General features: G+C 75.5%; 28 protein-coding genes. 14 read left to right on the top strand and 14 right to left on the bottom strand.

Annotated elements, in window-relative coordinates; genetic code table 11:
* The first annotated feature begins 78 nt into the window (after positions 1 to 78).
* Complete coding sequence (locus tag ABZS80_RS11550) at positions 79 to 498, top strand: hypothetical protein (protein ID WP_151464993.1); 420 nt, start codon at positions 79 to 81, stop codon at positions 496 to 498.
* On the opposite strand, the gene ABZS80_RS11545 is transcribed toward ABZS80_RS11550, so the two are convergent.
* From ABZS80_RS11545 to ABZS80_RS11535, 3 genes are all read right to left on the bottom strand, one after another.
* Positions 491 to 1,810 carry an MFS transporter gene (locus ABZS80_RS11545; RefSeq protein ID WP_355055647.1) on the bottom strand — a complete coding sequence of 440 codons (1,320 nt, stop codon included), beginning with the start codon at positions 1,808 to 1,810 and terminating at the stop codon, positions 491 to 493. The two genes, ABZS80_RS11550 and ABZS80_RS11545, sit on opposite strands and share 8 nt — an antisense overlap.
* Complete coding sequence (locus ABZS80_RS11540) at positions 1,807 to 2,475, bottom strand: GntR family transcriptional regulator (protein ID WP_355055646.1); 669 nt, start codon at positions 2,473 to 2,475, stop codon at positions 1,807 to 1,809. Before ABZS80_RS11540 ends, ABZS80_RS11545 begins: the two co-directional genes overlap by 4 nt.
* 67 nt (positions 2,476 to 2,542) lie before the next feature.
* Positions 2,543 to 3,643: a CapA family protein gene (locus ABZS80_RS11535; protein ID WP_355055645.1), complete on the bottom strand. Its 1,101-nt coding sequence runs from the start codon at positions 3,641 to 3,643 to the stop codon at positions 2,543 to 2,545.
* A 66-nt stretch (positions 3,644 to 3,709) separates the two neighbouring features.
* Between ABZS80_RS11535 and ABZS80_RS11530 the strand changes: the two genes are divergently transcribed.
* Positions 3,710 to 4,012: a glycosyltransferase gene (locus tag ABZS80_RS11530; RefSeq protein ID WP_355055644.1), complete on the top strand. Its 303-nt coding sequence runs from the start codon at positions 3,710 to 3,712 to the stop codon at positions 4,010 to 4,012.
* Between the two features lie 49 nt (positions 4,013 to 4,061).
* Positions 4,062 to 5,225, top strand: a complete 1,164-nt coding sequence (locus ABZS80_RS11525) for a low temperature requirement protein A (RefSeq protein WP_355055643.1) — start codon at positions 4,062 to 4,064, stop codon at positions 5,223 to 5,225.
* Here ABZS80_RS11525 and ABZS80_RS11520 read toward each other — a convergent pair.
* From ABZS80_RS11520 to ABZS80_RS11510, 3 genes are read right to left on the bottom strand one after another with little or no spacing between them, the layout of a single operon-like run.
* Positions 5,182 to 6,045, bottom strand: a complete 864-nt coding sequence (locus ABZS80_RS11520; RefSeq protein WP_355055642.1) for an alpha/beta fold hydrolase — start codon at positions 6,043 to 6,045, stop codon at positions 5,182 to 5,184. The two genes, ABZS80_RS11525 and ABZS80_RS11520, sit on opposite strands and share 44 nt — an antisense overlap.
* Positions 6,042 to 6,935, bottom strand: coding sequence for an SDR family oxidoreductase (locus tag ABZS80_RS11515; RefSeq protein WP_355055641.1), 894 nt, complete (start codon positions 6,933 to 6,935; stop codon positions 6,042 to 6,044). The genes ABZS80_RS11520 and ABZS80_RS11515 overlap by 4 nt, the downstream gene beginning before the upstream one ends.
* Before the next feature lie 15 nt (positions 6,936 to 6,950).
* Positions 6,951 to 8,447, bottom strand: a complete 1,497-nt coding sequence (locus ABZS80_RS11510) for an NAD(P)/FAD-dependent oxidoreductase (RefSeq protein ID WP_151464859.1) — start codon at positions 8,445 to 8,447, stop codon at positions 6,951 to 6,953.
* A gap of 114 nt (positions 8,448 to 8,561) precedes the next feature.
* On the opposite strand from ABZS80_RS11510, the gene ABZS80_RS11505 reads away from it, so the two are divergent.
* Positions 8,562 to 9,224, top strand: a complete 663-nt coding sequence (locus ABZS80_RS11505; protein ID WP_355055640.1) for a TetR/AcrR family transcriptional regulator — start codon at positions 8,562 to 8,564, stop codon at positions 9,222 to 9,224.
* Here the strand turns inward: ABZS80_RS11505 and ABZS80_RS11500 are convergent.
* Genes ABZS80_RS11500 through ABZS80_RS11490 form a run of 3 tightly spaced genes read right to left on the bottom strand, consistent with a single transcriptional unit; the run spans position 9,194 to position 10,678 of the window.
* On the bottom strand, positions 9,194 to 9,736 hold the full coding sequence (locus ABZS80_RS11500; RefSeq protein ID WP_355055639.1) for a hypothetical protein: 543 nt from the start codon (positions 9,734 to 9,736) through the stop codon (positions 9,194 to 9,196). The genes ABZS80_RS11505 and ABZS80_RS11500 overlap by 31 nt on opposite strands.
* A 10-nt stretch (positions 9,737 to 9,746) precedes the next feature.
* Positions 9,747 to 10,202, bottom strand: coding sequence for a hypothetical protein (locus tag ABZS80_RS11495; RefSeq protein WP_355055638.1), 456 nt, complete (start codon positions 10,200 to 10,202; stop codon positions 9,747 to 9,749).
* Positions 10,202 to 10,678: a hypothetical protein gene (locus ABZS80_RS11490; RefSeq protein WP_355055637.1), complete on the bottom strand. Its 477-nt coding sequence runs from the start codon at positions 10,676 to 10,678 to the stop codon at positions 10,202 to 10,204. Before ABZS80_RS11490 ends, ABZS80_RS11495 begins: the two co-directional genes overlap by 1 nt.
* A gap of 44 nt (positions 10,679 to 10,722) precedes the next feature.
* On the opposite strand from ABZS80_RS11490, the gene ABZS80_RS11485 reads away from it, so the two are divergent.
* A complete protein-coding gene (locus tag ABZS80_RS11485; protein ID WP_355055636.1) occupies positions 10,723 to 11,727 on the top strand; it encodes a WYL domain-containing protein in 1,005 nt (334 codons plus the stop codon).
* Here the strand turns inward: ABZS80_RS11485 and ABZS80_RS11480 are convergent.
* Complete coding sequence (locus tag ABZS80_RS11480; RefSeq protein ID WP_355055635.1) at positions 11,698 to 13,173, bottom strand: PLP-dependent aminotransferase family protein; 1,476 nt, start codon at positions 13,171 to 13,173, stop codon at positions 11,698 to 11,700. The two genes, ABZS80_RS11485 and ABZS80_RS11480, sit on opposite strands and share 30 nt — an antisense overlap.
* A gap of 28 nt (positions 13,174 to 13,201) precedes the next feature.
* Here ABZS80_RS11480 and ABZS80_RS11475 point away from each other — a divergent pair, with 28 nt between their 5' ends.
* Genes ABZS80_RS11475 through ABZS80_RS11465 form a run of 3 tightly spaced genes read left to right on the top strand, consistent with a single transcriptional unit; the run spans position 13,202 to position 14,999 of the window.
* Positions 13,202 to 13,813 carry a LysE family translocator gene (locus tag ABZS80_RS11475; RefSeq protein WP_355055634.1) on the top strand — a complete coding sequence of 204 codons (612 nt, stop codon included), beginning with the start codon at positions 13,202 to 13,204 and terminating at the stop codon, positions 13,811 to 13,813.
* Positions 13,814 to 13,822: 9 nt separating this feature from the next.
* Positions 13,823 to 14,563: a phenylalanine--tRNA ligase beta subunit-related protein gene (locus ABZS80_RS11470; RefSeq protein ID WP_355055633.1), complete on the top strand. Its 741-nt coding sequence runs from the start codon at positions 13,823 to 13,825 to the stop codon at positions 14,561 to 14,563.
* A gap of 7 nt (positions 14,564 to 14,570) precedes the next feature.
* Positions 14,571 to 14,999, top strand: a complete 429-nt coding sequence (locus ABZS80_RS11465) for an archease (protein WP_151464867.1) — start codon at positions 14,571 to 14,573, stop codon at positions 14,997 to 14,999.
* Between the two features lie 5 nt (positions 15,000 to 15,004).
* On the opposite strand, the gene ABZS80_RS11460 is transcribed toward ABZS80_RS11465, so the two are convergent.
* On the bottom strand, positions 15,005 to 16,423 hold the full coding sequence (locus tag ABZS80_RS11460; protein WP_151464868.1) for an RtcB family protein: 1,419 nt from the start codon (positions 16,421 to 16,423) through the stop codon (positions 15,005 to 15,007).
* 75 nt (positions 16,424 to 16,498) lie between these two features.
* Here ABZS80_RS11460 and ABZS80_RS11455 point away from each other — a divergent pair, with 75 nt between their 5' ends.
* From ABZS80_RS11455 to ABZS80_RS11435, 5 genes are all read left to right on the top strand, one after another.
* Positions 16,499 to 17,305: an SDR family oxidoreductase gene (locus ABZS80_RS11455; protein WP_355055632.1), complete on the top strand. Its 807-nt coding sequence runs from the start codon at positions 16,499 to 16,501 to the stop codon at positions 17,303 to 17,305.
* 159 nt (positions 17,306 to 17,464) lie between these two features.
* On the top strand, positions 17,465 to 17,872 hold the full coding sequence (locus ABZS80_RS11450) for an SSI family serine proteinase inhibitor (RefSeq protein WP_355055631.1): 408 nt from the start codon (positions 17,465 to 17,467) through the stop codon (positions 17,870 to 17,872).
* 144 nt (positions 17,873 to 18,016) lie between these two features.
* Entirely contained in the window at positions 18,017 to 18,949 is a 933-nt protein-coding gene (locus ABZS80_RS11445; protein ID WP_355055630.1) for a pentapeptide repeat-containing protein, read from the top strand.
* 113 nt (positions 18,950 to 19,062) lie between these two features.
* Positions 19,063 to 19,299, top strand: a complete 237-nt coding sequence (locus tag ABZS80_RS11440; RefSeq protein WP_151461808.1) for a preprotein translocase YidC — start codon at positions 19,063 to 19,065, stop codon at positions 19,297 to 19,299.
* 36 nt (positions 19,300 to 19,335) lie between these two features.
* Positions 19,336 to 19,596, top strand: a complete 261-nt coding sequence (locus ABZS80_RS11435; protein WP_355055629.1) for a hypothetical protein — start codon at positions 19,336 to 19,338, stop codon at positions 19,594 to 19,596.
* Between the two features lie 13 nt (positions 19,597 to 19,609).
* Here the strand turns inward: ABZS80_RS11435 and ABZS80_RS11430 are convergent, their stop codons facing one another.
* The 3 genes from ABZS80_RS11430 to rnhA all read right to left on the bottom strand — a co-directional run bounded on the left by ABZS80_RS11430 (position 19,610) and on the right by rnhA (position 21,629).
* Positions 19,610 to 19,834: a ferredoxin gene (locus tag ABZS80_RS11430; RefSeq protein ID WP_355055741.1), complete on the bottom strand. Its 225-nt coding sequence runs from the start codon at positions 19,832 to 19,834 to the stop codon at positions 19,610 to 19,612.
* Positions 19,835 to 19,842: 8 nt separating this feature from the next.
* Positions 19,843 to 21,066, bottom strand: a complete 1,224-nt coding sequence (locus tag ABZS80_RS11425; protein ID WP_355055628.1) for a cytochrome P450 — start codon at positions 21,064 to 21,066, stop codon at positions 19,843 to 19,845.
* A gap of 86 nt (positions 21,067 to 21,152) precedes the next feature.
* A complete protein-coding gene (gene rnhA, locus ABZS80_RS11420; RefSeq protein ID WP_355055627.1) occupies positions 21,153 to 21,629 on the bottom strand; it encodes a ribonuclease HI in 477 nt (158 codons plus the stop codon).
* Between the two features lie 115 nt (positions 21,630 to 21,744).
* On the opposite strand from rnhA, the gene ABZS80_RS11415 reads away from it, so the two are divergent.
* Entirely contained in the window at positions 21,745 to 22,857 is a 1,113-nt protein-coding gene (locus ABZS80_RS11415) for a serine hydrolase domain-containing protein (protein ID WP_355055626.1), read from the top strand.
* Positions 22,858 to 22,891: the final 34 nt, after the last annotated feature.

Genomic DNA, 22,891 nt, shown 5'->3' with positions numbered 1-22,891 from the left:
CCACCGCCGTCCGCCGGGTTATCCCGCGCGTCGCGGGGTACGCGGGGGCCCGGTTGTCCGGCACCGACGGGAGTGATCATGAAGTTGACCCATGCGCCGCTCCGGCTCAGCATCGGCGCGTTCATCCTGAATTCCGGGCTGTCCAAGCGCTCCCTGGAGGGCGAGGCCGCCGCCGGCATGCACGGGATGGCGGTGGGGGCGATCCCGCAGCTGCGGCAGTTCCCGCCGGACCAGTTCGCGAAGCTGCTCTCCCGTGCCGAGATCGCGCTCGGCGCCGCGCTGCTCATCCCGTTCGTGCCGTCGCTGCTGGCCGGCGCCGGGCTGACCGCCTTCGGGGCCGGCCTGGTGCAGCTCTACCTCAAGACGCCCGGAATGCGGGAGGGGAACAGCCTCAAGCCGTCGCAGGCCGGCATCGGGCTGGCCAAGGACAGCTGGCTGGTCGCCGCCGGGCTGACGCTGATGCTGGACTCGCTGGCCCACAAGCGCCGCTTCACGTGACCGGACCCGCCACGGCGGCGGCGGGCACGGGCACGGGCACGGCGTCGGCGGCGTACCGGCGGCGGGCGGCGTTGCGGTAGCGCAGCACCTGCACCGCGCCCAGCGCCCAGAGCAGGTACTGCACGGCGAACGCCCAGCGGAACGCCGACAGCGGCGGCGTGCTCCGGCCGGCCGGGGTGGCCAGGTCGAGCACCACGCCGACCGCCAGGATCAGCACGATCGAGGCGACGAACCCGCCGACGTTGACGATGCCGGTGGCGCTGCCGATCCGGTACACCGGGTTGAAGGTGCGCGCGTAGTCGAAGCCGATCACCGAGCCGGGGCCGTTGACGGCGAGGACGACCACGAGGGCCACGAGCAGCCCGTGCGGGGCGCGGCCGGGCCAGGCCAGCACCACCGCCCAGACGGCGGCCGTGCCGGCGGTGATCGCGAAGACGACGGCCGAGCGGTGGAACGGGTGCCGGGCGCACAGGTGCGCGATCACCGGGCCGCAGACCAGGGTCACCACGGTCATCAGGGTGAGCAGGCCGGCCGCCGCGGTGGGCGAGAAGCCCTGGCCCTGCACGAGGAACGGGTAGCCCCAGAGCAGGGCGAACACCGAGCCGGAGAACTGCGTGACGAAGTGCGTCCACAGGCCCAGCCGGGTGCCGGGCTGGGCCCAGGCGTCGGCGAGCTGCCGGCGCACGGTGGTCAGGTCGGGGGCCAGCGCGGTGGTGTGCTCGGCGTGCGGGGTGTCCCGGACCGCCACGAGCACCACCAGCAGCACGGTCACGCCGAGCGCCGCCGCGGTCAGGAACGCGGGCGTCCAGCCGGCGTGGTGCAGCAACGCCACCAGGGGTACGGCGCCGAGCACCGCGCCGAGCTGCCCGATCGTGCCGGTGAGCTGCACCAGCAGCGGGTTGCGCCGGCCCGGGAACCAGAACGCCACGATCCGCAGCACGCTGATGAAGGTCATGGCGTCGCCCAGGCCGACCAGCACCCGGGCGGCGACGGCGAGTCGGACGTCGGTGGCCACGGCGAAGCAGAGCTGCCCGGCCACCATGAGCGCGCCGCCGGCCACCAGCAGCCGGCGCGAGCCGAACCGGTCGAGCAGCACCCCGACCGGCACCTGCATGGCCGCGTAGACGGCGAGCTGCGCGACGCTGAAGGTGGCCAGGGCGGCGGCGTTGATGTGGAAGCGGTCCGCCGCGTCGACCCCGGTGACGCCGAGCGAGCTGCGGTGGAAGACCGCGGCCACGTACGCGGTGACGGCCACCGTGAAGACCAGGGCGGCGGACCGGCGCGGCGCGACCGTGCGGGCGGCGGCGGTCACCGCAGCGTCCGCAGCACGGTCGCGGCGTTGTCGATGTGGGCGCCGATCGCGTCGAGCCACGCCTGCGGGTCTTCGCCGTCGAGGGCGGCGAGCTGGCCGGCGTGCTCGGTGAGGGCCACCTCGGCCCAGCCCGGCGAGAGCCGGAAGCTGGCCTCGCCCATCCGCAGTTGCCGGTCGCGCAGCCGGTGGTACAGCTCGGCGAGGATCTCGTTGCCGGCCGCCTCCACGACGGTGGCGTGGAAGGCCCGGTCGGCGGCCATCAGCGCGGTGACGTCGCCGGTGGCGTGCGCCCGGCGCATCTCGTCGAGCCAGCGGGCCAGGTCGTCGCGGATGGCGGCCCGGCGCGGCCAGACCTGCTCGGCGGCGTGCAGCTCGACCAGGCGGCGGGCCTCGATCACGTCGGCGATCTCCCGGGCGGAGACCGGCCGGATCAGTGCCCCCCGCTTGGGGTAGAGCTTCACGAGGCCCTCGGCCTCCAGGCGCAGCAGCGCCTCCCGGACCGGCGTCCGGGACACCCCGGTCGCCTCGGCGATCTCACCCTCGCTGATCAGCAGCCCGCCCGGGTAGACCTGCTCCAGGACGGCCCGCTTGAGGTGCCGGTACGCCCGCTCGGCGGCGGACGGCCCGGCCGACCGCGCCCCGGGCACGGGGGTGGGATGCGTCATGTATCTATGATGCGACCGCGCCGGCCCGGCACCGCCGCTGACCGGCCCGAACGTGGCCGACGCCACGTCACCGGATCGTCAGCACCCCGTCTGGCGCAAGGGTGACGCGGGTGCCGGAGGGCCGGCCGAGCGTGTCGAGGAGGTCGGCGAGCCAGCCGGCCTCCTCGGCCGTGGCCGGTCGCAGGCGCATCCGGCGCATCCGGAGCGGGACCAAACGCAGCCCCCGCAGCTCGCCGGTGACGGCGTCGAGAGTGGCCAGGTACAGCAGCCGCAGCTCCGGCCGGTACGCCTCCTGCCCGCCGATCCCCTCATAGTCGTCGATCAGGTCGCCGCAGCCGTAGAGGACCAGCCGGCCCCGGTAGCGCTCGACCGCGCGGGGATGGTGGGACGAGTGGCCGTGCACCACGTGCACCCCGGCGTCGATCAGGGCGTGCGCGAACTCCACGTGCTCGTCCGGCACCTCGTGGCCCCAGTTGCTCCCCCAGTGCACCGACACGACCACGAGGTCGGCCGGCCGCGCGGTCCGGGCGATCCGCTCGGCGAGCGTGCCGGCCGTCGCCACGGGCACCTCCGGCAGGTACGCCACACCCGGCCGGCCGGCCCCCGCGGCCCACTGCGGGAACACCCCGCTGGACACCGCGCCCAGCGACCAGACCAGCAGCCGGCGGTCACCGGCCAGCGGCACCGCCGCCGGTCGCCACGCCTCCTCGGCGTCCCGGCCGGCGCCGGCGGTCCGGATCCCCGCGCCGCGCAGCGCGTCCACGGTGTCGACCAGGCCGGTCGGACCGAAGTCCAGCACGTGGTTGTTGCCCAGGGCGCAGACGTCCAGCCGGGCGGCGGTGAGGCAGGGCAGGTTCGCCGGGTGCATCCGGTAGTGGATGCCCTTGCCGGGGTGGTGCTCGCCGCGCGCCGTCACCGCCGTCTCCAGGTTGACGATCCGCGCGTCCGGACGTTCCGCGTCGAGCAGCCGCAGCGCGTCGCCCCACGGCCACGCGGGCGGGGCGGGGCGCGGCACCGGCCCGGCGACGGATTCGGCCAGCGCGACGTACCGGCGGGCGTCGGTGACCAGTTCCTCCCGCAGCTCCGGCGGCCCCGGGTGCGGCAGGATCTGGTCCACGCCCCGCCCGGTCATCACGTCACCGGCGAGGAAGAGCGTCACCTCGGCCATGCCGGGGTGTTCCCGCCGTGCGCCGCGCCACGCGTGAGCCCGGCCGGCCGGGGTACCAGGGCCGCCATGACGACGGACGTGACGATCGTGGTGGCCACCCGCAACCGGCGGGACCAGCTCCTGACCCTGCTGCCCCGGCACACCGCCCCGGTGATCCTGGTGGACAACGGCTCCGACGACGGCACGCCGGCCGCCGTGGCCCGGGAGTTTCCCGCGGTCCGGGTGGTGGAGCTGGGCCGCAACGCGGGCGCGGGGGCGGCCCGCAACGTCGGGGTGGGGTTGGCCGCGCTCGTCACGCTGTCCAGCGCCGACGCCGCGCCGCCCCTTTCCGCCGGAGTTCCCCAACCGGCCAGGTCCGCGGCGGCCTAGCTGGTTATCGTGTGGGCGCAGCTGACCGGCCGCCGGCGAGGAGCACCGGGTGAAGAGCAGCGCGTCGGTTCGCGCCTGGTACCGGCCCATGCGGGCGCGCCGGCGCGACGAGGAGCACCGCTCGGCCACCCCGCTGGAGCTCTTCTTCGACCTGTGTTTCGTGGTCGCGGTGGCGCTGGCGTCGGAGGGCCTGCACCACGACGTCGCGGACGGGCACGTCGCGCGCGGCGTGGTCATGTACCTCAGCGTGTTCTTCGCGATCTGGTGGGCCTGGGTGAACTTCACCTGGTTCGCCTCCGCCTACGACACCGACGACGACGTCTACCGGCTGACCGTGCTGGTGCAGATCGCCGGGGCGCTGGTCCTCGCCTCCGGCGTGCCGCGCGCCTTCGGCGACGCGGACTTCACCACGATCACCTACGGGTACGTCGTGATGCGGCTGGCCTCCACGGTGAACTGGCTGCGGGCGGCCGCCGGCGACCCGGCGCACCGGGCCACCGCCCTGACGTTCGCGATCGGCGTGAGCGTGGTGCAGGTCGGCTGGCTGCTCCGGCTCCTCCTGCCGCACGTCTGGATGGCGCCCGCGTTCGCGCTGCTGGTGCTCGCGGACCTGCTGGTCCCGGTGCTGGGCGAGCGGCGCCGACAGACCACCTGGCACCCGCACCACATCGCCGAGCGGTACCAGCTGTTCACCCTCATCGTGCTCGGTGAGGTGGTGCTCTCCACGTCGGTGGCGATCCAGCGCGGGGTGGACGCGGGCAACGGGCAGCTGTGGTCGCTGGCCGCCGCCGGCACCCTGATCGTCTTCGCGATCTGGTGGCTCTACTTCGACCGGCCCGACCCGCTGCCGCCGGCGTCGGTGCGCGGCGCGCTGTTCTGGGGCTACGGCCACTACTTCGCGTTCAGCTCGATCGCCGCGGTCGGCGCCGGGCTGGCCGTGGCCGTCGACCACGACCTGCACGCCGGGCACGTCTCCGGCCGGGTGGCCGGCTACGCGGTCGCCGTGCCGGTGGCGGTCTTCCTGCTGGCTCTCTGGGCGCTGCACCTGCCCGCCAAGCACGGCGCCGGGCTGGTGCTGTTCCCCGGCGCGGCGGCGCTCGTGCTGGTGACGCCGTGGCTGTTCGGGCCGGTCGACCTGATCGCCGGGGTGCTGGTCGTCCTCGTGGCCGTCACGCTGGTCGTGCGGCACCGGACGGCGACCAGAATCCCCTGACCAGGGCCTCGAACTCCGCGGCCCGCTCGATCTGCGGCATGTGGCCGGTGTCGCGGAACAGGTGGCCCCGCGCCCCGGGCAGCCGGGACCGCGCGAAGGAGAAGTGCGCGGCGGGCAGGATGAGGTCCCGGTCGCCCCAGACGACCAGGGCGGGCAGGCCGAGTGCGGCCACCGCGTCGAGCAGTTCGGCCCGCCACTCCGGCCGTACGCCGCGGAAGGTGCCGAGGCTGCGGACCACCTCCAGCAGCACCCGGGCGGCGTGCGGCTGCCGGGCCGCCGCGAGGGCGGTGGTGATCCGGGCCTCGGTGACGTACGCCGGGTCGTGGAAGATGGCCCGCTCGGTGCGGCGGGCGACCGCCGGGTGGGGGCGCAGCAGCAGCCGGGCGAGCGGCCGCAGCGCGAGCAACCGCAGCGCGAAGGTCACCTCCCGGCCGAAACCGGCGCTGTTGACCAGCACCAGGCTGGCCGCCCGGTGCGGCGCGTCGGCGGCGAGCCGCATGGCCACGGCCCCGCCCAGGGAGTTGCCGACCAGATGCGCCGGGCCGGCGACCCCAGCGGCGTCGAGGAAGTCGGCGACCGCCGCGGCCAGGGTCGGCAGGCTGTGCCGCTCATCCAGCGGCGCGGAGCCGCCGTGGCCGGGCAGGTCCATGGCGAGCACCCGGTGGTCGCGGGCCAGCCCCGCGTGCACGTCGGCGAAGTCCTCCATGGTGCGGCCGATGCCGTGCAGCAGGACGACCGGCGGTCCGTCCCCGGTGATCCGGCAGCGCACCCGCCGCCCGGCGACGCGCAGCTCGTCGGCCGGCGGCAGCGCGAGGGTCACGCCGGCCGTCCCGGGTCCGACGGGACCGGTTCGGCGGGCGGTCGCGGGGCGGGCACCCGGGCCGGGCGCGGCCGCATCCCCAGGGCCAGCACCTTCCCGTACCCGGCGGGGGCGAACCGGGCGAGCAGGTCGGGCAGCTTCGCCGACCAGCCGATCAGCACCCGGCCGCGGCGGCGCTCGACCCCGCGCAGGATCACCTCGGCGGCCTTCGCCGGGTCGATGGAGAGCAGCTTCTCGAACTGCTTGCGGCCGGCCTCGTACTCCTCGAGCGGGACGCCGCTGCCCACCCGGGCGCTGGCCGCGATGCGGGTGCGGATGCCGCCCGGGTGCACCGAGGTGACGCCGACGCGATCGTCGGCCAGCTCGTGCCGCAGCGCCTCGGTGAAGCCGCGCACCGCGAACTTGCTGGCCGAGTAGGCGGCCTGCCCGGCGGGCGCGATCAGCCCGAAGAGGCTGGAGACGTTGACCAGGTGGGCGCCGGGCTCGGCCTTGAGCGCGGGCAGCAGCGCGTGGGTCAGCCGCACCACGGCCCGGAAGTTGATGTCGATGACCCAGAGGAACTCGTCCAGGGTGACCTGGTCGAACCGGCCGCCCAGCGCCACGCCGGCGTTGTTGACCAGCAGCCGGACCCGGGGGTGCGCGCGGTGGATCTCGGCGGCCACCCGGTCGGTGGCGTCGGCGTCGGCGAGGTCGACCAGGTGGGTCTCGATCCGCCGGTCGGGGTGGGCGGCGCGGATCGCGGCGACCACGGCGTCCAGCCGCTCGGCGTCCCGGTCGAGCAGGACCAGGTCGGCGCCGCGGCGGGCCAGCCCGTGCGCCAGGGCCTCGCCGATGCCGCTGGCCGCGCCGGTCAGCACCGCGGTGCCGCCGGGGAAGACGAAGTCACGCATGACGCTCCTCGGGGGTCAGGCGACGGGCGCGGGCCGGTCGGCGACGGTGGCGGGCGTGCCCGCGCGGGTGAACCGCACACCGGAGTCGGTGAGCCGGCCGTGCCGCATCAGCAGCACGTCGCGGGGATAGTTCTGGTGCAGCCGCCAGGGCGCCGCGGGGCCCTGCTTGGGCAGCTGGTCGACGGCGCGCAGCACGTAACCGGACTGGAGGTCGATGATCGGCACGAGGTCGTCCGAGTCCGGGGCGAGCGGGGTGACGACCTGCTGGCCGGTGTCGTCGAGGTGGCGCAGCAGCCGGCAGACGTACGTGGCGACCAGGTCGGCCTTCAGGGTCCAGGAGGCGTTGGTGTAGCCGATGGTCAGGGCGAAGTTCGGCACGCCGGAGAGCATCATGCCCTTGTAGGCGACCGTCGAGGCCAGGTCGACCTCGGCGCCGTCCACGGCCAGGGTCATCCCGCCGAGGGCGAGCAGGTTGAGACCGGTGGCGGTGACCACGATGTCGGCGGGCAGTTCCTCGCCGGAGGTGAGCCGGATGCCCCGCTCGGTGAAGGTGTCGATGGTGTCGGTGACCACCGAGGCCGTCCCGGCGCCGAGCGCGGCGAACAGGTCCCCGTCGGGCACCACGCAGAGCCGCTGGTCCCACGGGTTGTAGCGGGGCGAGAAGTGCCGGTCGAGGTCGTAGCCGACCGGGAGCTTGCCCCGTGCGGCCCGGCGGAGGAACGTCTTCACCAGGCCGGGCGCGCGCCGGCTGAGCTGGAAGTTGGCCACCCCGAGGGCGACGTTCTTCCAGCGCGTCACCGCGTACGCGGCCTTCGCCGGGAGCCAGCGCCGCGCCGCGTCGGCGAGCGGGTCGCGCGAGGGCAGCGAGATGACGTACGTGGGTGAGCGCTGGAGCATGGTGACGTGGCCGGCCCGCTCCGCCATGGCCGGGACCAGGGTGACCGCCGTGGCGCCGCTGCCGATCACCACCACCCGCTTGCCGGCGTAGTCCAGGTCCTCGGGCCAGTGCTGCGGGTGCACGAGCCGGCCGGCGTACCGCTCGACGCCCGGGAAGTCGGGCGTGTAGCCCTCGTCGTAGCGGTAGTAGCCCGAGTTGGTGAAGAGGAACCCGCAGGTCAGGACCACGTCCTCGCCGGTGTCGTCGCGGTGGGCGCGCACCGTCCAGCGGGCCGTGGCGCTGTCCCACTCGGCCCGCAGCACCCGGTGGTGGAAGCGGATGTGCTGCTGCACCCCGTGCTCGCGGGCGGTCTCCCGGACGTAGGACCGGATGGCGTCGCCGTCGGCGATCGCCTTGGGGTTCGTCCACGGCTTGAACGAGTAGCCGAGGGTGAACATGTCGGAGTCGGAGCGGATGCCCGGGTAGCGGAACAGGTCCCAGGTGCCGCCCACGGCGCCCCGGGCCTCCAGCACCGCGTACGTCTTGCCGGGGCACTGGCGTTGCAGGTGGACGGCGGCGCCGACGCCGGAGAGCCCGGCGCCGACGATGAGGACGTCGACGTGGTCGGAGGCCATGACATCTCCCGTTCGGCCGGCAGTGGACCGGACACTATCCACCCCCGTCGACACCAGTCAACACCCTGTCGAGTGGAACCGACACGGTGTCGAACGGGTGTAACATCGGCCGACATGACACCCGCCCGTACGCCGACCGGCGCCGCGCCGACGCGCGGGCGGCGACCCGGCCGCTCCACCGGCGACGACCGCGAGGTGGCCATCCTCGCCACCGCCGAACGGCTGCTGCGGCAGCGACCCTTCGGCGACATCTCCATCGACGACCTGGCCCGGGGCGCCGGCATCTCCCGGCCCACCTTCTACTTCTACTTCCCGTCCAAGGGCGCCGTGCTGCTCACCCTGCTCGACCGGGTGACCGAGGAGGCGGACGCGGCCGCGGGCGACGCACTGGTCCGGCTCGCCGAGGACCCGCGGGCCCGCTGGCGGGAGCTGATCGCCCGGTTCCACGCCACCTTCGGGGGCCACCGGGACGTGGTGCTGGCCTGCGCCCAGGTGCGCGGCACCAACGCCGAGGTGCGCCGGCTCTGGGCCGAGGTCCTGGAGCGCTGGGTCGGCGCCGTCGAGGCGGCCATCGAGGGGGAACGCGCGCGCGGCGCGGCCCCGGACGGGCTGCCCGCCCGGGACCTCGCCATCGCGTTGAACTCCATGAACGAACGGGTCTGGTACGCGACCTTCGCCGGCGACGGGCCGGCCGTGGCCGAGCGGGACGTGGTCGACGTGCTGCTCGACGTCTGGTTGACCGCGATCTACCGCACCACCACACCGCCACCGGCCTGAGCGGCGGCATGCGCCTCGCGCAGCCGCCGTATCACCAGGTCGAACTCGGCGGCGGGCAGCGCCGGGCCGGTGAGGCTCTCCAGCTGGCGCATCAGCACCGGGCCGCGCGACTGCACGGGCGTCTCCACTGCCCCGTCCCGGGTCAGCACGCACAGGGTCCACTGCCGGCCTTCGAGGCCGGGGTCGGAGAGGACGGTCGGGCCCGGGTAGAAGCCGGTCACCTCCCGCCAGGGCAGGAGCCGGGAGAAGAGCACGTTGCGGATCAGCAGCCCAGGCTCGCCGTGGTAGACGCCGACCAGGTGGAACCGGACCGCGACGAGCAGGACCCCGACGATCACCGCGATGGCGACGGCCATCGACCCGGCCTGGTCGAGGGTGAGCCGACCGGCGACCAGCTCGGTCACCATCCCGGCCGACAGGACGAGCAGCGCCAGGCTGCCGTACAGGATGGCCACCCCGGCGAGGACCTGCCGCCGTATCGTCCAGGGATCAGCCCGTCTCCATCGCCGCACCCCGGTCACCCTAGCCGGTACGGGCAAACTCCATGATCCAGTTGGTCTCCCAGGTGCGCTCGCCGTCGGTGGAGAACGCCTGCTCCCAGCGGCAGGAGTCGGGCGTGCTCCGCGACCAGATGAACCGGCAGCGGATGGGCCGCCCCTCGTCGGTGTCGTCGGCGTAGAAGGTGCCCACGCCGTCGACGAACCGGCCGACCATCGGCGGGAGTTCCAGCACCCCACGCTTGCTGTTCATCCAGTAGATCGACCACAGCCCGGTGGCCGGGTCGAGGATGCGGACCGTCGAGCCGGAGAAGCCGCGGGTCGGGCAGCGCATCTCGTCGAAGCTGCCGGCGCCGTCGAAGAACGTGCGGGCCACCGAGGTGCCGGGGAACTCATCCCAGTCGTCGCTGCCGACGTGCCGCTCGCGCAGCCGCCGGTTCGTCACGTCCCAGGTGCCCACGAGGAAGTCGAAGTCGCCCATCAGATGCCCACCGGCCCCTCGGCGCGGCTGTCGGCCAGGTAGCCGGCCAGGTCGGGCCGGTCGGGGGCGAGGACGTGCCGGACCCAGGCGGCCCGCTCGTGCTCCAGCACGCCCAGCTCCCAGACGCAGCCGACGCCGGGGCGCTCCAGCGGGACGAAGTGCGCCGGGTCGTCGTCCGGGCAGTCCAGCGCGGGCTGGCCGGCGATCGCGATCCGGCACTCCACCACGTTGTCGAAGAACCAGCTGTACGCCAGCAGGTACGCGCCGGTGTCCGCGCCCCGGTGCAGCACCACCCAGCTCGCCGGCGGGGTGTCGCCGTCCGGACCGGGGAGCAGCTTCGGCAGGTACGCGTAGGCGGCGTCGACGACCTCCGGTTCGAGGCGGCGGTCCGGCTGGTCGATGTGGTAGCGCTTGACGTGCCGGCCGGCGACCTCGACGGTGCCCGGCACGGTCAGTTCCTTGTTCTGGAATGCCATGCCGGGACGGTAGGCCCACTCCCCTGACAGCTAGTGTCAGTGGAATGCGGGCCAGTCGTCTCCTGTCCATCCTGCTGCTGCTCCAGGCCCACGGCCGGCTCACCGCCGCCGAGCTGGCCCGCCGGCTGGAGGTGTCGGTCCGCACCGTCTACCGGGACGTCGAGTCGCTGCACGCCGCCGGCATCCCGCTCTACGGCGAGGCCGGGCACGCCGGCGGCTACCGGCTCGTGGACGGCTGGCGGACCCGGCTGACCGGGCTCACCGCCGAGGAGGCCGACCGGCTGCTCTTCGCCGGGCTGCCCGGACCGGCCGCCGAGCTGGGCTACGAGTCGGTGGTCGCCACCCTGCAACTCAAGCTACGCGCCGCGCTGCCGCCGCCGCTCGCCGACCGTGCCGCCCGGCTCGAGCAACGGTTCCACCTGGACACCCCCGGCTGGTACTCCGACGGCGACCCGTCGCCGTACCTGGCCGCCGCGGCCGAGGCGGTGTGGCGGGAGCACCGGATCCGGGTCCGCTACCGGAGCTGGAGCGGCGAGGTGAGCCGGGTCCTCGAACCGTACGGGCTGGTGCTCAAGGGCGGCCGCTGGTACGTGGTAGCGGGCCGCCCGGACCGGGCCGAGGCGGCGACCTACCGGGTGAACCAGATCCTCGACCTGACCCCGCTGGACGAGCCGTTCGACCGGCCCGAGTTCGACCTGCCGGCCTGGTGGCGGGCGCACGTGGTCGCCTTCCGGGCCCGGCTGCACCGCGACGAGGCGACCATCCGGCTCTCGCCGGCCGGCCGGGAGCGGCTGCGCGAGGTCGCCAGCGACGCGGTGGTCGGGGCGGTGGACGCCAGCGCCGGCCCGCCCGACGCGGCCGGTTGGGTGCGGGCCGTCGTACCCATCGAGTCGCTCACCCACGCGCACGGCGACCTGCTGCGGCTCGGCGCCGAGGTGGAGGTCCTCTCCCCCGCCGCGCTGCGCGACCGCCTGGCCGAGACGGCCACCGCCCTCGCCGCCCTCTACCACCCGCCCGCGTCAGCGCAGGTCGCGGAGGGCGGCGCCTAGGGTGGCCAGGGCGCGGTCGAGGTCCGACGGCGGGTTGGCGGCGTAGCCGAGGACCAGGCCGGGCGGTTGCGGGAGCTGGGCGTGCCAGGAGAGGGGTTGCACCTTGACGCCCTGGCGCAGCGCCGCCGCGGCCAGCGCGGTGTCGTCGACCTCGTCGGGCAGGGTGACCAGCAGGTGCAGGCCGGCCGCGGCGCCGTGCACCACAGCACCGGGCAGGTGCTCGCGGATCGCCCGGATCATCGCGTCCCGGCGCCGGACGTGCCGGCGGCGCAGCAGCCGCAGGTGGCGTTCCAGCGCGCCGGAGTCCATCAGCTCGGCCAGCACGAGCTGCGGCAGGGCGGCGTTGCCGAGGTCGGCCATCCGCTTGGCGGCCACCAGGTCGTCGTGCCACCGGGCCGGCACCAGCACCCAGCCGATCCGCAGCGCCGGTGCGAGCAGCTTGGACACGCTGCCGGTGTAGCAGACCCGGTCCGGCAGCATCCCGCGCAGCGCCGACACCGGCGGGCGGTCGTAGCGGTGCTCGGCGTCGTAGTCGTCCTCGATGACCAGTCCGCCGCTCCGGGCCCAGCGCAGCAGCCGGCGGCGCCGGTCGCCGTCGAGCACCACCCCCGTCGGGAACTGGTGCGCCGGCGTGAGCATCACGGCCGGGGCCCCGCTGGCCTCCAGCCGGTCGACCCGCAGGCCGTCGGTGTCGACCGGCACCGGCGGGGTGTCCAGCCGCCAGTTGTTCAGGTGCTGGCGTACGCCGAGCGAGCCGGGATCCTCCACGGCCACCGTGTGCACCCCGTCGGCGTGCAGCACCTGGGCGAGCAGGCCGAGCGCCTGGGACACCCCCGCCACGACCACCACCTCGGCCGGGTCCACCCGGATGCCGCGGTTGCGGGCCAGCCAGGTGGCGATCGCGAGCCGCAGCGCGGGAGTGCCGGTCGGGTCGCCGTATCCGAAGGCGGCGGGCGCCAGGCGGTGCAGCACGGCGCGTTCGGCGCGCAGCCAGGCCGCGCGGGGAAAGGCCGCCAGGTCGGGTACGCCGGGCGTCAGGTCCAGCTCCGCCGGAGCGTGGCGCAGCGCGTCGAAGACGGCGGTGTCCGGCCGCGCGGCGAACACCTCCGGTGGGCGGCGGGGCGCCGGCGCCCGGGTGACCACGGCGGCCGGGGTGGCCACCACGACCGTGCCGGCCCGGCCCCGCCCGGCCACGTGCCCGTCCTCGGTCAGCCGCTGGTACGCCTCGGTCACCACGCCCCGGGACACGCCCAGCTCGGCGGCGAGCACCCGGCTGGCCGGCAGCCGGGCGCCCACCGGCACCCGGCCGTCGGCGATCGCGGCCCGCAGCCGGGCGGCCAGCCAGTCGGCGCGCCCGCCGGGCGGGGCCTCCCCGACGTCGAGCTGGAGGAAATCGGCACCGGCCGTTATGGACCCCTCTGTCGTCACCGGTTTGGCCCTGTCCATCGGACCATTATGATCGCAGGCTGGACCGGTGACTATCGCCTTCCTGCTGACCACGCTCGTCGTGGTGATCACCCCGGGCACCGGGGTGGTCTACACCCTCGCCACCGGCCTCTCCGCCGGGCGGCGGGCCGGCCTGGTCGCCGCCGCCGGCTGCACCCTGGCCCTCGTCCCGCATCTGGTCGCCGCGGTGACCGGGCTGGCGGCCCTGCTCCGCGCCGGGACCCCGGCGTTCCGCGTGGTCACCTGGCTGGGCGTGGCGTACCTGCTCTGGATGGCGTGGGCGGCGCTGCGCGACCGCGGTCCGCTGCCGGTGGACGAGCACCGCACGCCCCGACCGGCCGGCCGGCTGTTCCGCGACGGGGTGCTGATGAACCTGCTCAACCCCAAGGTCACCGTCTTCTTCGTCGCGTTCCTGCCGCAGTTCGTCCCGCCGGACGCGCCGGACGCGCCGGCCCGGATGCTGCTCTGCGGCGTGGTGTTCATGCTGGCCACCCTCGTGGTCTTCGCCGGGTACGCGCTGCTGGCCGGCGCGCTGCGCCGCCGGGTGCTGGCCCGGCCCCGGCTGACCGCGCTGCTGCGGCACGGCTTCGCCGGCAGCTTCCTCGCCCTGGGCATCGGCCTGGCCCTCACCGCCCGATAGGAGTCACCCGTGCGCTTCCGGCGCTCCCCGCAGGTCTGGTCGACCTTTCCCGAGCTGACCTGCGGCGTCCTGCACGCCACCGGCATCACCCCCGGCGTCGACGTCACCCCACGGCTCGCCCGGTACGCCGACACCGCCCGTGCCCGCCTCGCCGGCGGGCCGGAGGGCGGCTTCCCGGAGATCCAGGCCTGGCGGCGGACCTTCGCCCGGATGGGTTCGCCGCCGACCCGCTACCGGTGCGCCGCCGAGTCGCTGCTGCGCCGCTTCCGCCGCGACGGCGCGCTGCCCCGGCTGCACCCGCTGGTCGACCTGGGCAACGCCCTGTCCCTCGGGTACGCCGTGCCGGTGGCCGTGCTGGACCCCGCGCGGATCGCCGGGGACCTGACGGTGCGCCCGGCCACCGGCGCGGAGATCTACCTGACCCTCGGCGGGGACGAGGAGCACCCCGAGCCGGGTGAGCTGGTCTTCGCCGACGCGGCCGGCCGGGCCCACTCCCGGCGCTGGACGCACCGGCAGAGCGGCGCGTCGGCGGTGCGCGCGGAGACCGCCGAGGTGCTGGTGGTGATCGAGGCGATGCACGAGGACGGACCGGTGGCCGTGCCCCGGATGCTCGCGGAGCTGGCCGCCGCGCTGGCCGGGGAATGGACCGCGCCGACCCGGACGGCGGTGCTCACCGCCGCGGCGCCCGACTTCGTGGTGTCCGAGCGAACCGGCGCAGCCGCCACCGGCCCCGGACCGGGGACGGCATGATCGGGGCATGGAGCGACGACCGGCCCGCGGGCACCGGAACATCCCGCACACCGCCGACGTCCGCATCGAGGCCTGGGCGCCGGACCGGGAGGGCTGCGTGGCCGAGGCGGTCACCGCGCTGGTCGACACCTTCGTGGACACCACGGGAGCGGTCGCCGACGGGGAGACCGCGTTCCGGGTGCCACCGGGCGCCGACGCGGACCTGCTGGTCGGCGTCCTCGACGAGGTGATCTTCCGGCTGGAGACGGAGGCCGCGCTGCCGCTGGAGACCGAGGTGCGGGCGGCCGGCGACGGCGGCCTGGCGGTGCGCTGGCGGACCGCCGGCACCGACGCGGTCGAGCTGGTCGGCGCGGTCCCCAAGGCGGTGTCCCTGCACGAGCTGCGCTTCGCCGCCGAGCCCGACGGCTGGCGCTGCGCGGTGACGTTGGACGTGTGAGCGGCTCAGCCCTTGACCACGCCGAGCGGCACGAGCCGGGCCACCTTCCGGCACAGGCCGGCCCCCTCGGCCGCCGCCACCACGGCCGTGACGTCCTTGTACGCGGCTGGCATCTCCTCGGCCAGCCCGCGCCGGCTCGCGCCCCGCACCGCGATGTCCTGCGCCTCCAGCTCGCGGCGCGGGTCGTGCCCACGCTCCGCCTTCGTGGCCTGCTTGCGGCTCTGCACCCGGCCCGCTCCATGGCAGGTGGACGCCCAGGCCGGTGAGCCGGCCACGCCGGTGAGCACGTACGAACCGGTGCCCATGGAGCCGGGGATGAGGACCGGCTGCCCGGCCGGGCGCAGGTCGTCGGGCAGCTCGGGGTGCCCCGGCGGGAGGGCCCGGGTGGCGCCCTTGCGGTGTACGCAGAGCGGGCGCGGTGACCCGTCGACCTCGTGCGTCTCGATCTTGGCGAGGTTGTGCGAGATGTCGTACACGAGGTCGAGGTCGCATCCGGTGACCCGGGCGAAGACCTGGCGGGCGGCGTGGGCGAGCAGCTGCCGGTTGGCCCGGGCGTAGTTGGCCGCGGCGGCCATCGCCCCCAGGTAGGCCCGGCCCTCGTGGGACGAGACGGGCGCGCAGGCCAGCTGCCGGTCGGGCACGTGGATGCCGTGCCGGGGCATCACCTTCTCCATCTCCCGGACGTAGTCCGTGCAGATCTGGTGACCCAGCCCCCGCGAACCGCAGTGGATCATGACGCAGACCTGGCCGGCGCGCAGCCCGAAGGCCCCCGCCACCGCCTCGTCGTAGACCTCCTCCACCGCCTGCACCTCCAGGAAGTGGTTGCCGGAACCGAGGCTGCCCACCTGGCGGGCGCCGCGCTCCACGGCCCGCTCGCTCACCTGCGCCGGGTTCGCGTCGTCCACCGCGCCCCGGTCCTCGCAGCGGTCCAGGTCCCGCTGGACGCCGAAGCCCCGCTCGACGGCGTACCGGGAGCCTCCGCGGAGCACCGCGTCGAGCTCGGCCCGGTCGGTCAGGTGCCACACGGCGCCCTTGCCCATGCCGCGCGGGGTGGACTCGCTCAGGCCGTCCATGACGGCGTCCAGCCGTGGCCGCAGCCCGGCCCGGTCCAGGTCGGCGGTGAGCAGCCGCACCCCGCAGGAGATGTCGAAGCCGACCCCGCCGGGCGAGACCACTCCCCCGTCCTCGACGGCCGTGGCGGCGACCCCGCCGATCGGGAAGCCGTAGCCCCAGTGCACGTCCGGCATGGCGTAGGAGGCGCCGACGATGCCGGGCAGGGTGGCCACGTTCGCCACCTGCTCCAGCGACTTGTCCGCCCCGGCGTCCGGAAGCAGCGCGCGGGAGGCGAAGACCACGCCCGGCACCCGCATCGGCTCGTGCCGGTCGATCCGGAACCGGTACGGCGACTCCTCGACCAGGTCCATCCGGCCCGGCTACCCCGGCCGGGACCGGTTACACCCCGTCTGGTTCGGCCCGCCCGATCCGGGTAGTGCGCCACCATGCCCCAGCGATACGAGGATTACGACAGGATCGCCGTCGTCACCGGCGCGGACTCCGGCATCGGCAAGGCGTGCGCCGTGGCGCTCGCCGAGGCCGGCTTCGACATCGGCATCACCTGGTACGGCGACCCGGACGGCGCCGAGCGCACCGCCGGCGAGGTACGCGCCACCGGCCGCCGCTGCGAGGTGGCCGAGATGGACCTGACCCGGCTGCCCGAGGGCGCCGCCGTCGTCGACGACCTGGCCGACCGGCTCGGCGGCCTCGGCGTGCTGGTCAACAACGCCGGCACCGGGCTGGCCACGCCCTTCGTCGACGTGGCCTGGGAGAAGTGGCGGGAGGTGCTCGCCGTGGACCTGGACGGGCCGTTCCTCTGCTCCCAGCGGGCCGCCCGGCGGATGCGGGCAGCCGGCCGGGGCGGCCGGATCATCAGCATCACGAGCGTCCACGAGCACGCCCCGCGGGTCGGCTCGTCGGCGTACTGCGCGGCGAAGGGTGGACTGGGCCTGCTCACCAAGGTGATGGCGCAGGAACTGGCGGCCGACGGGATCACCGTCAACGCGGTCGCCCCCGGCGAGATCGCCACCCCGATGACCGGGCAGGAGGACGTCGACCCGTTCACCCAGGAGCGCCCGGGCGTGCCGGTGGGACGGCCCGGGGACGCCCGGGAGGTGGCCGCGGTGGTGGCGCTGCTCGCCTCGCCGGCCGCCGCGTACGTGACGGGCGCGTCCTGGCCGGTGGACGGCGGGATGCTCATGATGGGTCCCCAGGCGTCGTCCCTGCCCGACGACGGGTGGCGGTCGGTGTGAGGGTGCCTGTCACACCCGCCGGCCGCCGGGGCGAACCGGTGTAACACTTCGTGACGCTGTGCGTTCACACCGTCCACTTAGGGTTCTGGTCGGTCCGGTCGCACGACGGCCGGGCCGACGCCCGGCCCCCACCCCGGGGCCCCGACGGAAGGACGACACATGCCCTTCGCCCGACGCACCGCCGCGCTGGCCCTGGCCGCCGCGCTCGGCGGCCTCGCCGTGACCGCCGCCCCCACGGCGGCCGGCGCGGCGCCCCGACCCGGCCCCGACACCCCGTCGGCGCTGCTGCTCACCGTCGACACCGGCGGCGACGTCCGCGCCACCGTGCTGACCTGCGGCCCCGAGGGCGGGCTGCACCCCGACCCGGCGACCGCGTGCCGGCTCGTCGCCCGGGTCGACGGCCACCTCGACGCGCTCGAGGTGCAGCCCGGCCCGTGCACCCGGGAGTACGCCCCGGTCACCGCCCGCGCCGTGGGCTTCTGGCAGGACCGGCCGGTCGCGTACACCCGGACCTTCGACAACCGGTGCCACCTGCTGCGCGGCACGGACGTGCTGTTCGACTTCTGAGCCGGAGGGCCGGCGCCCGCCCCGCGCGGGCGCCGCGCCCCGGGCCCGTCACACCGCCGTGCCCCGCCGGCCGGTCCGGGCGGACCCGGGCGGAGAATGGTGGGGGGCGCGAGGGGCGTGCCCGACGGTGGCGGGAGGCCGGCGGTGTCCGAGGCGGTGGACCAGCGGGTGGCGGGCGGCGCCCGCGAGCTGCGCGCCGACTGCGCGCGCTGCTTCGGGATCTGCTGCGTCGCGCCGGCGTTCGCCGCCTCCGCCGACTTCGCGATCGACAAGCCCGCCGGGCAGCCCTGCCCGAACCTGGGCGCTGACTCCCGCTGCGGCATCCACCGGGACCTGCGGCAGCGCGGCTTTCCCGGCTGCACGGTCTTCGACTGCTTCGGCGCCGGCCAGCACGTCGCCCAGGGCACCTTCGGCGGGCGGGACTGGCGCGGCGACCCGGCGGCCGCGCGGCGGATGTTCGACACCTTCGCGGTGATGCGGCCGCTGCACGAGCTGCTCTGGTATCTGACCGAGGCCGTGGCGCTGACCCCGGCGGGGCCGCTGCGCGACGAGCTGACCGCCGCCCTCGCGGAGACGGAACGACTCACCGACGGCACCCCGGAGGACCTGCTCGCCGTCGACGTCGACGCCCAGCGGGAGCGGGTCAACCGGCTGCTCTCCCGGGCCGGCGAGCAGGCCCGGTCCGGCCGGGCGGGCGTGGACCGGCGGGGCGCCGTGCTGATCGGGGTGGACCTGCGGCGGGCGGGGCTGGCCGGGGCGAACCTGCGCGGGGCCTGCCTCATCGGTGCGGACCTGCGCGGGGCCGACCTCGGCGCGGCCGACCTCACGGGGGCCGACCTGCGCGGGGCGGACCTGCGCGGCGCCGACCTGGGCGACTGCCTGTTCGTGCACCAGTCCCAGCTCGACGCGGCCCGCGGCGACCACCGCACGGTCCTGCCGCGCGGCCTGCGCCGACCGGCGCACTGGTCGCTGACCGTCACCCCGGCCGGGTCGCCCGGGGCCACGCGACCGTCCGGCGGGCGGTCGGGAGGTGGGCGCCCGACGGGCGGCCGCTCCGCGGGCCGGCGCCGCCGCTGACGACACCGCGGGCGGCGGAAGAGGACGGCCGGGTTTCGCGGCGACCGCCCCGGGTAGGCGGCGTCACCGCGCGACGGACGGGAGGCGGACCGGTGAAGCACGAGACACGGCCGGTGAAATACGAGACACGGCAGGGCAGGCAGCCGGTCGATCCGGCGCACGCCGAGGACGAGGTCGGCCAGGCCCGGCTGGTCCAGGTGGAGGCGGACACCGACGTGCCCGCGCCGGAGCCGGGCGCGCCGAAACCGGACGAGGTGACCGAGGACGACGGTTCCGGCGTTGCCGGTGGGGCGTCGGGCAGCAGCTCCGGCGGCTCCTCGATGCCGACCCACCCGGATGCGGCCCGCTGAGCGTTTGTCCCCGCCCCCGATGGGCAGGAGTGCCACATGACGAGTGAAGAGTCCTTCGGCCGCGCCCCCACCGACGAGCCCGACGGCGCGACCGCGTACGAGGCGTCGCTGCGCCCGCCGGGCGAGTCCCTGCACAGCACCGACGACACCGGCGACGACTTCGCCGACCTGCCGGCCGAGGATCGTCGCTCCGCCCGGGAGGTCAGCCGCGCCGGTTACGACGTGGCCGACGTCTCCGGCACCGCCGACCCGGCGAACGAGCCGGAGGAGATCGAGGAGGGCCGCCCGGAGCGGTGAGCGGGCCGGCGCCTCACGGTGTCGAGGAGTGCTCCGGCACCGGCCGGGGCGCCACGCTGATCGCCCAGGCCGGGCAGAGCTCCACGGCGAGGCGCACCCGGTCGGCCGCGTCGGCGGGCGGTTCGGCCCGGCGTAGCAGCACGAGGCCGTCCGCGTCATCCTGGTCGAACACCTCCGGCGCGGTCACCACGCAGTTGCCGGACCCGCAGCACCGGTCCCGGTCCACCCGGACCCGCACGGCCCCGCTCACCAGGTCACCGGCAGCGCGTCGAGGCCGTAGACGATCGAGCTGTCCCGGGTCGGCAGCCGCCCGGCGGTGGCGGCTGGCCGCAGCCGCGGGAACCGGCGAGCCAGCTCCACGAGCGCGATCCGCAGCTCCGCGCGGGCGAGGGGCTGGCCGATGCACTGGTGCACCCCGAAGCCGAACGCGACGTGCTGCTGCGCCGCCCGGTAGGGGTCGAACTCGTCCGGCCGGTCGAAGGCGGTCCGATCCCGGTTGGCCAGGGACAGCACCGCGATCGCGCCCTCCCCGGCCCGGATCAGCCGCCCGCCGATCTCGACGTCCTCGGTGGCCAGGCGGGGCAGGCCGGTGCGCACGATGCTGAGGTAACGCAGCAGCTCGTCGACCAGCCCCTCGGCGTGCCCGGTGTCGTCCCGCAGCGCGGCGTACCGGGCGGGGTGGCGCAGCAGCAGCAGGGTGCTCAGGCCGATCATGTTGGCGGTCGTCTCGTGGCCGGCGATGAGCAGCAGCACCGCCATGCCGACCAGTTCCTCGACGGCCAGCTCCCCGGTGTCGACCCGGTCCCGGGCCAGCCGGCTGAGCAGGTCGTCGGCGCGCTCCCCGGTGGCCACCTTCGCCTCGACCAGCCGGTGCAGGTAGTCGCGCAGCTCCCGCACGTGTCGCTGGACCCGTTCCGGCGGGGCGTCCCGGTCGATGAGCGTCCGGCTGCGCTCCTGGAAGAAGTCGTGGTCGGCGTAGGGGATGCCGAGCAGGTGGCAGATGACCATCGACGGCACCGGCAGGGCGACGTGCGTGACCAGATCGGCGGGCGGGCCGGCGGCGTGCAGGTCGTCCAGCGCCCGGTCGACGGTCTGCCGGATCAGCGGCTCGATCCGCCGCACGTTCCTGATCATGAATTCGGCGGTGAGCATCCGGCGCAGCCGGGTGTGCTCGACGCCGTCCATCCGGATGAACCCGCCCCGGCGGTCGCCGAACGCGCCGGGCGGGATCCGGCGCAGCAGCGGGAAGCCGGGCCGGGTCAGGTCCGCGCTGAAGCCGGGGTGGCGCAGCATCTGCCTGACGTCGGCGTGCCGGGTCACCAGCCAGGCCGTGGCGTCGGTGGGAAGCCGGACCCGGGTGACCGGACCGGCGAACCGTCGCCGCTCCCCCGCGTCCAGCGGGACGAGCGGATCACGGTCGAGGTTGATCGGTGGCCAGAGCGGCAGGTCGGTGAGGGCGGCAACGGTCACGCGGACACCTCCGGGAGGGCGACTGTCCGTGACGGCATCGATCCGCTACGTTACCCATCGACCGGGGTCGACACAACCCGCCCGGGTCAGCGGGCGGCCACCCCCCTGGCCCGCGCCTCGGTCATCCCCCGGTTGGCCAGCGCGTCGGCACGCTCGTTCTCCGGGTGCCCGTTGTGGCCCTTCACCCAGAGCCAGGTCACGTCGTGCCGGGCGCAGGCCGCCTCCAGGCGCTGCCACAGGTCGGCGTTCTTCACCGGTTGCTTCGCGGCGGTCAGCCAGCCGTTGCGCTTCCAGGAGGCCAGCCAGCTCGTGATGCCGTTGCGCACGTACGTGCTGTCGGTGTGCAGGCGCACGGTGACCGGGCGGGTGAGGCTCTCCAGCGCCTGGATCGCGGCCGTCAGCTCCATCCGGTTGTTGGTGGTCGGGGTGGCCTCGCCGCCGCACAGCTCGCGCTCGTGCCCGCCCCAGCGCAGCAGCACGCCCCACCCGCCGGGGCCCGGGTTGCCGCTGCACGCGCCGTCGGTCCAGATCTCCACGACCCCGCCGGTCGCCGCCTCCACCATGCCGGCAACCTACCCGGTACGCCCCGGCGCGGGACCACCCGACCCGCCGGCCGCCGCCGACCGGCGGCGGAAAACCGCACGACACCCGCGCGGCGGTCTGGCAGGGTCGCTGATCATGGACGGGCGCTGGGACGGCCTGCGGGCCGAGGTACGCGAGGCAGTCGACGACCTGGTCACCTCCGGGCGGGAGGCGGGCGTGCAGGTGGCCGCGTACCTGGCCGGCGCGCCGATCGTCGAGGAGCAGGCCGGGCTGGCCGACACCACCACCGGCCGGCCGCTGACCGCCGACACCCCGGTGCACGCCGTGTCCACCGGCAAGGGGCTCACCGCCACCGTCGTGCACGTGCTCGCCGAGCGGGGACTGCTCGACTACGACCTGCGCATCGCCGAGGTGTGGCCGGAGTTCGCCCGGCACGGCAAGGACGGCATCACGCTGCGGCACGCCCTCACCCACACCGCCGGGCTGCCCACCCTTCCCCCCGACATCACCCCGGCGGACTTCACCGACTGGGACCGGATGTGCGGGCTGCTCGCCGACGCGCAGCCCCGGTGGGCGCCCGGCGAGCGGCTGGCGTACCACGCCTGGACGTGGGGCTGGCTGGTCGGCGAGGTGGTCCGGCGGGTCACCGGCACGCCGGTCTCGCAGGTGCTGGCCGAGGAGGTGGCCCGGCCGCTCGGGGTGACCGGCGAGCTGTTCCTCGGCGTGCCGGAGGCCGACCTGCCCCGGCTGGCCCGGCTGGAGGACGCCGGCCTGGCCGCCCTCATGACCTGGGCGGGCGCCAACCTGCCCCATTTCGACGCGGTGGCCCCACCGCACGTCCGCCCGGACGCCACGACCGGCAGCCGCCCCGACGTACTGCGCGCCGACGTGCCCGCGGTCGGCACGATGTCGGCCCGCGCGGTCGCCCGGATGTACGCGGCGCTGCTCGGCCCGGTCGACGGGGTGCGGCTCATCGCACCGGAACGCCTCCGGGAGGTCTCCGCCGTGGCGGTCCGCGCCGAGGAGTGGGTCTTCGGGCAGGAGACGACGTTCGGCCTCGGCTACGCGGTCGACGCCGACGGGTCGTTCGGCACGGCCGGCAGCGGCGGCAGCCTGGCGTTCGCGTACCCGGAGCTGGGGTTGACCGTGGCGGCGGTGCGCAACCGGCTCGGCGCCGGCGACGGCGACCCCATGGAGCGGCTGCGGGTGCTGGTCCGCGACCGGGTCGCCGCGGAACTCCGCCGCTGACCGCTGTCGAGATCGGCGGTCGCCGTTCGTGTGA

Source organism: Micromonospora sp. NPDC005305, from assembly GCF_040607315.1.
Lineage (GTDB): Bacteria > Actinomycetota > Actinomycetes > Mycobacteriales > Micromonosporaceae > Micromonospora.
This window is presented reverse-complemented; position numbering and strand designations above follow the sequence as displayed.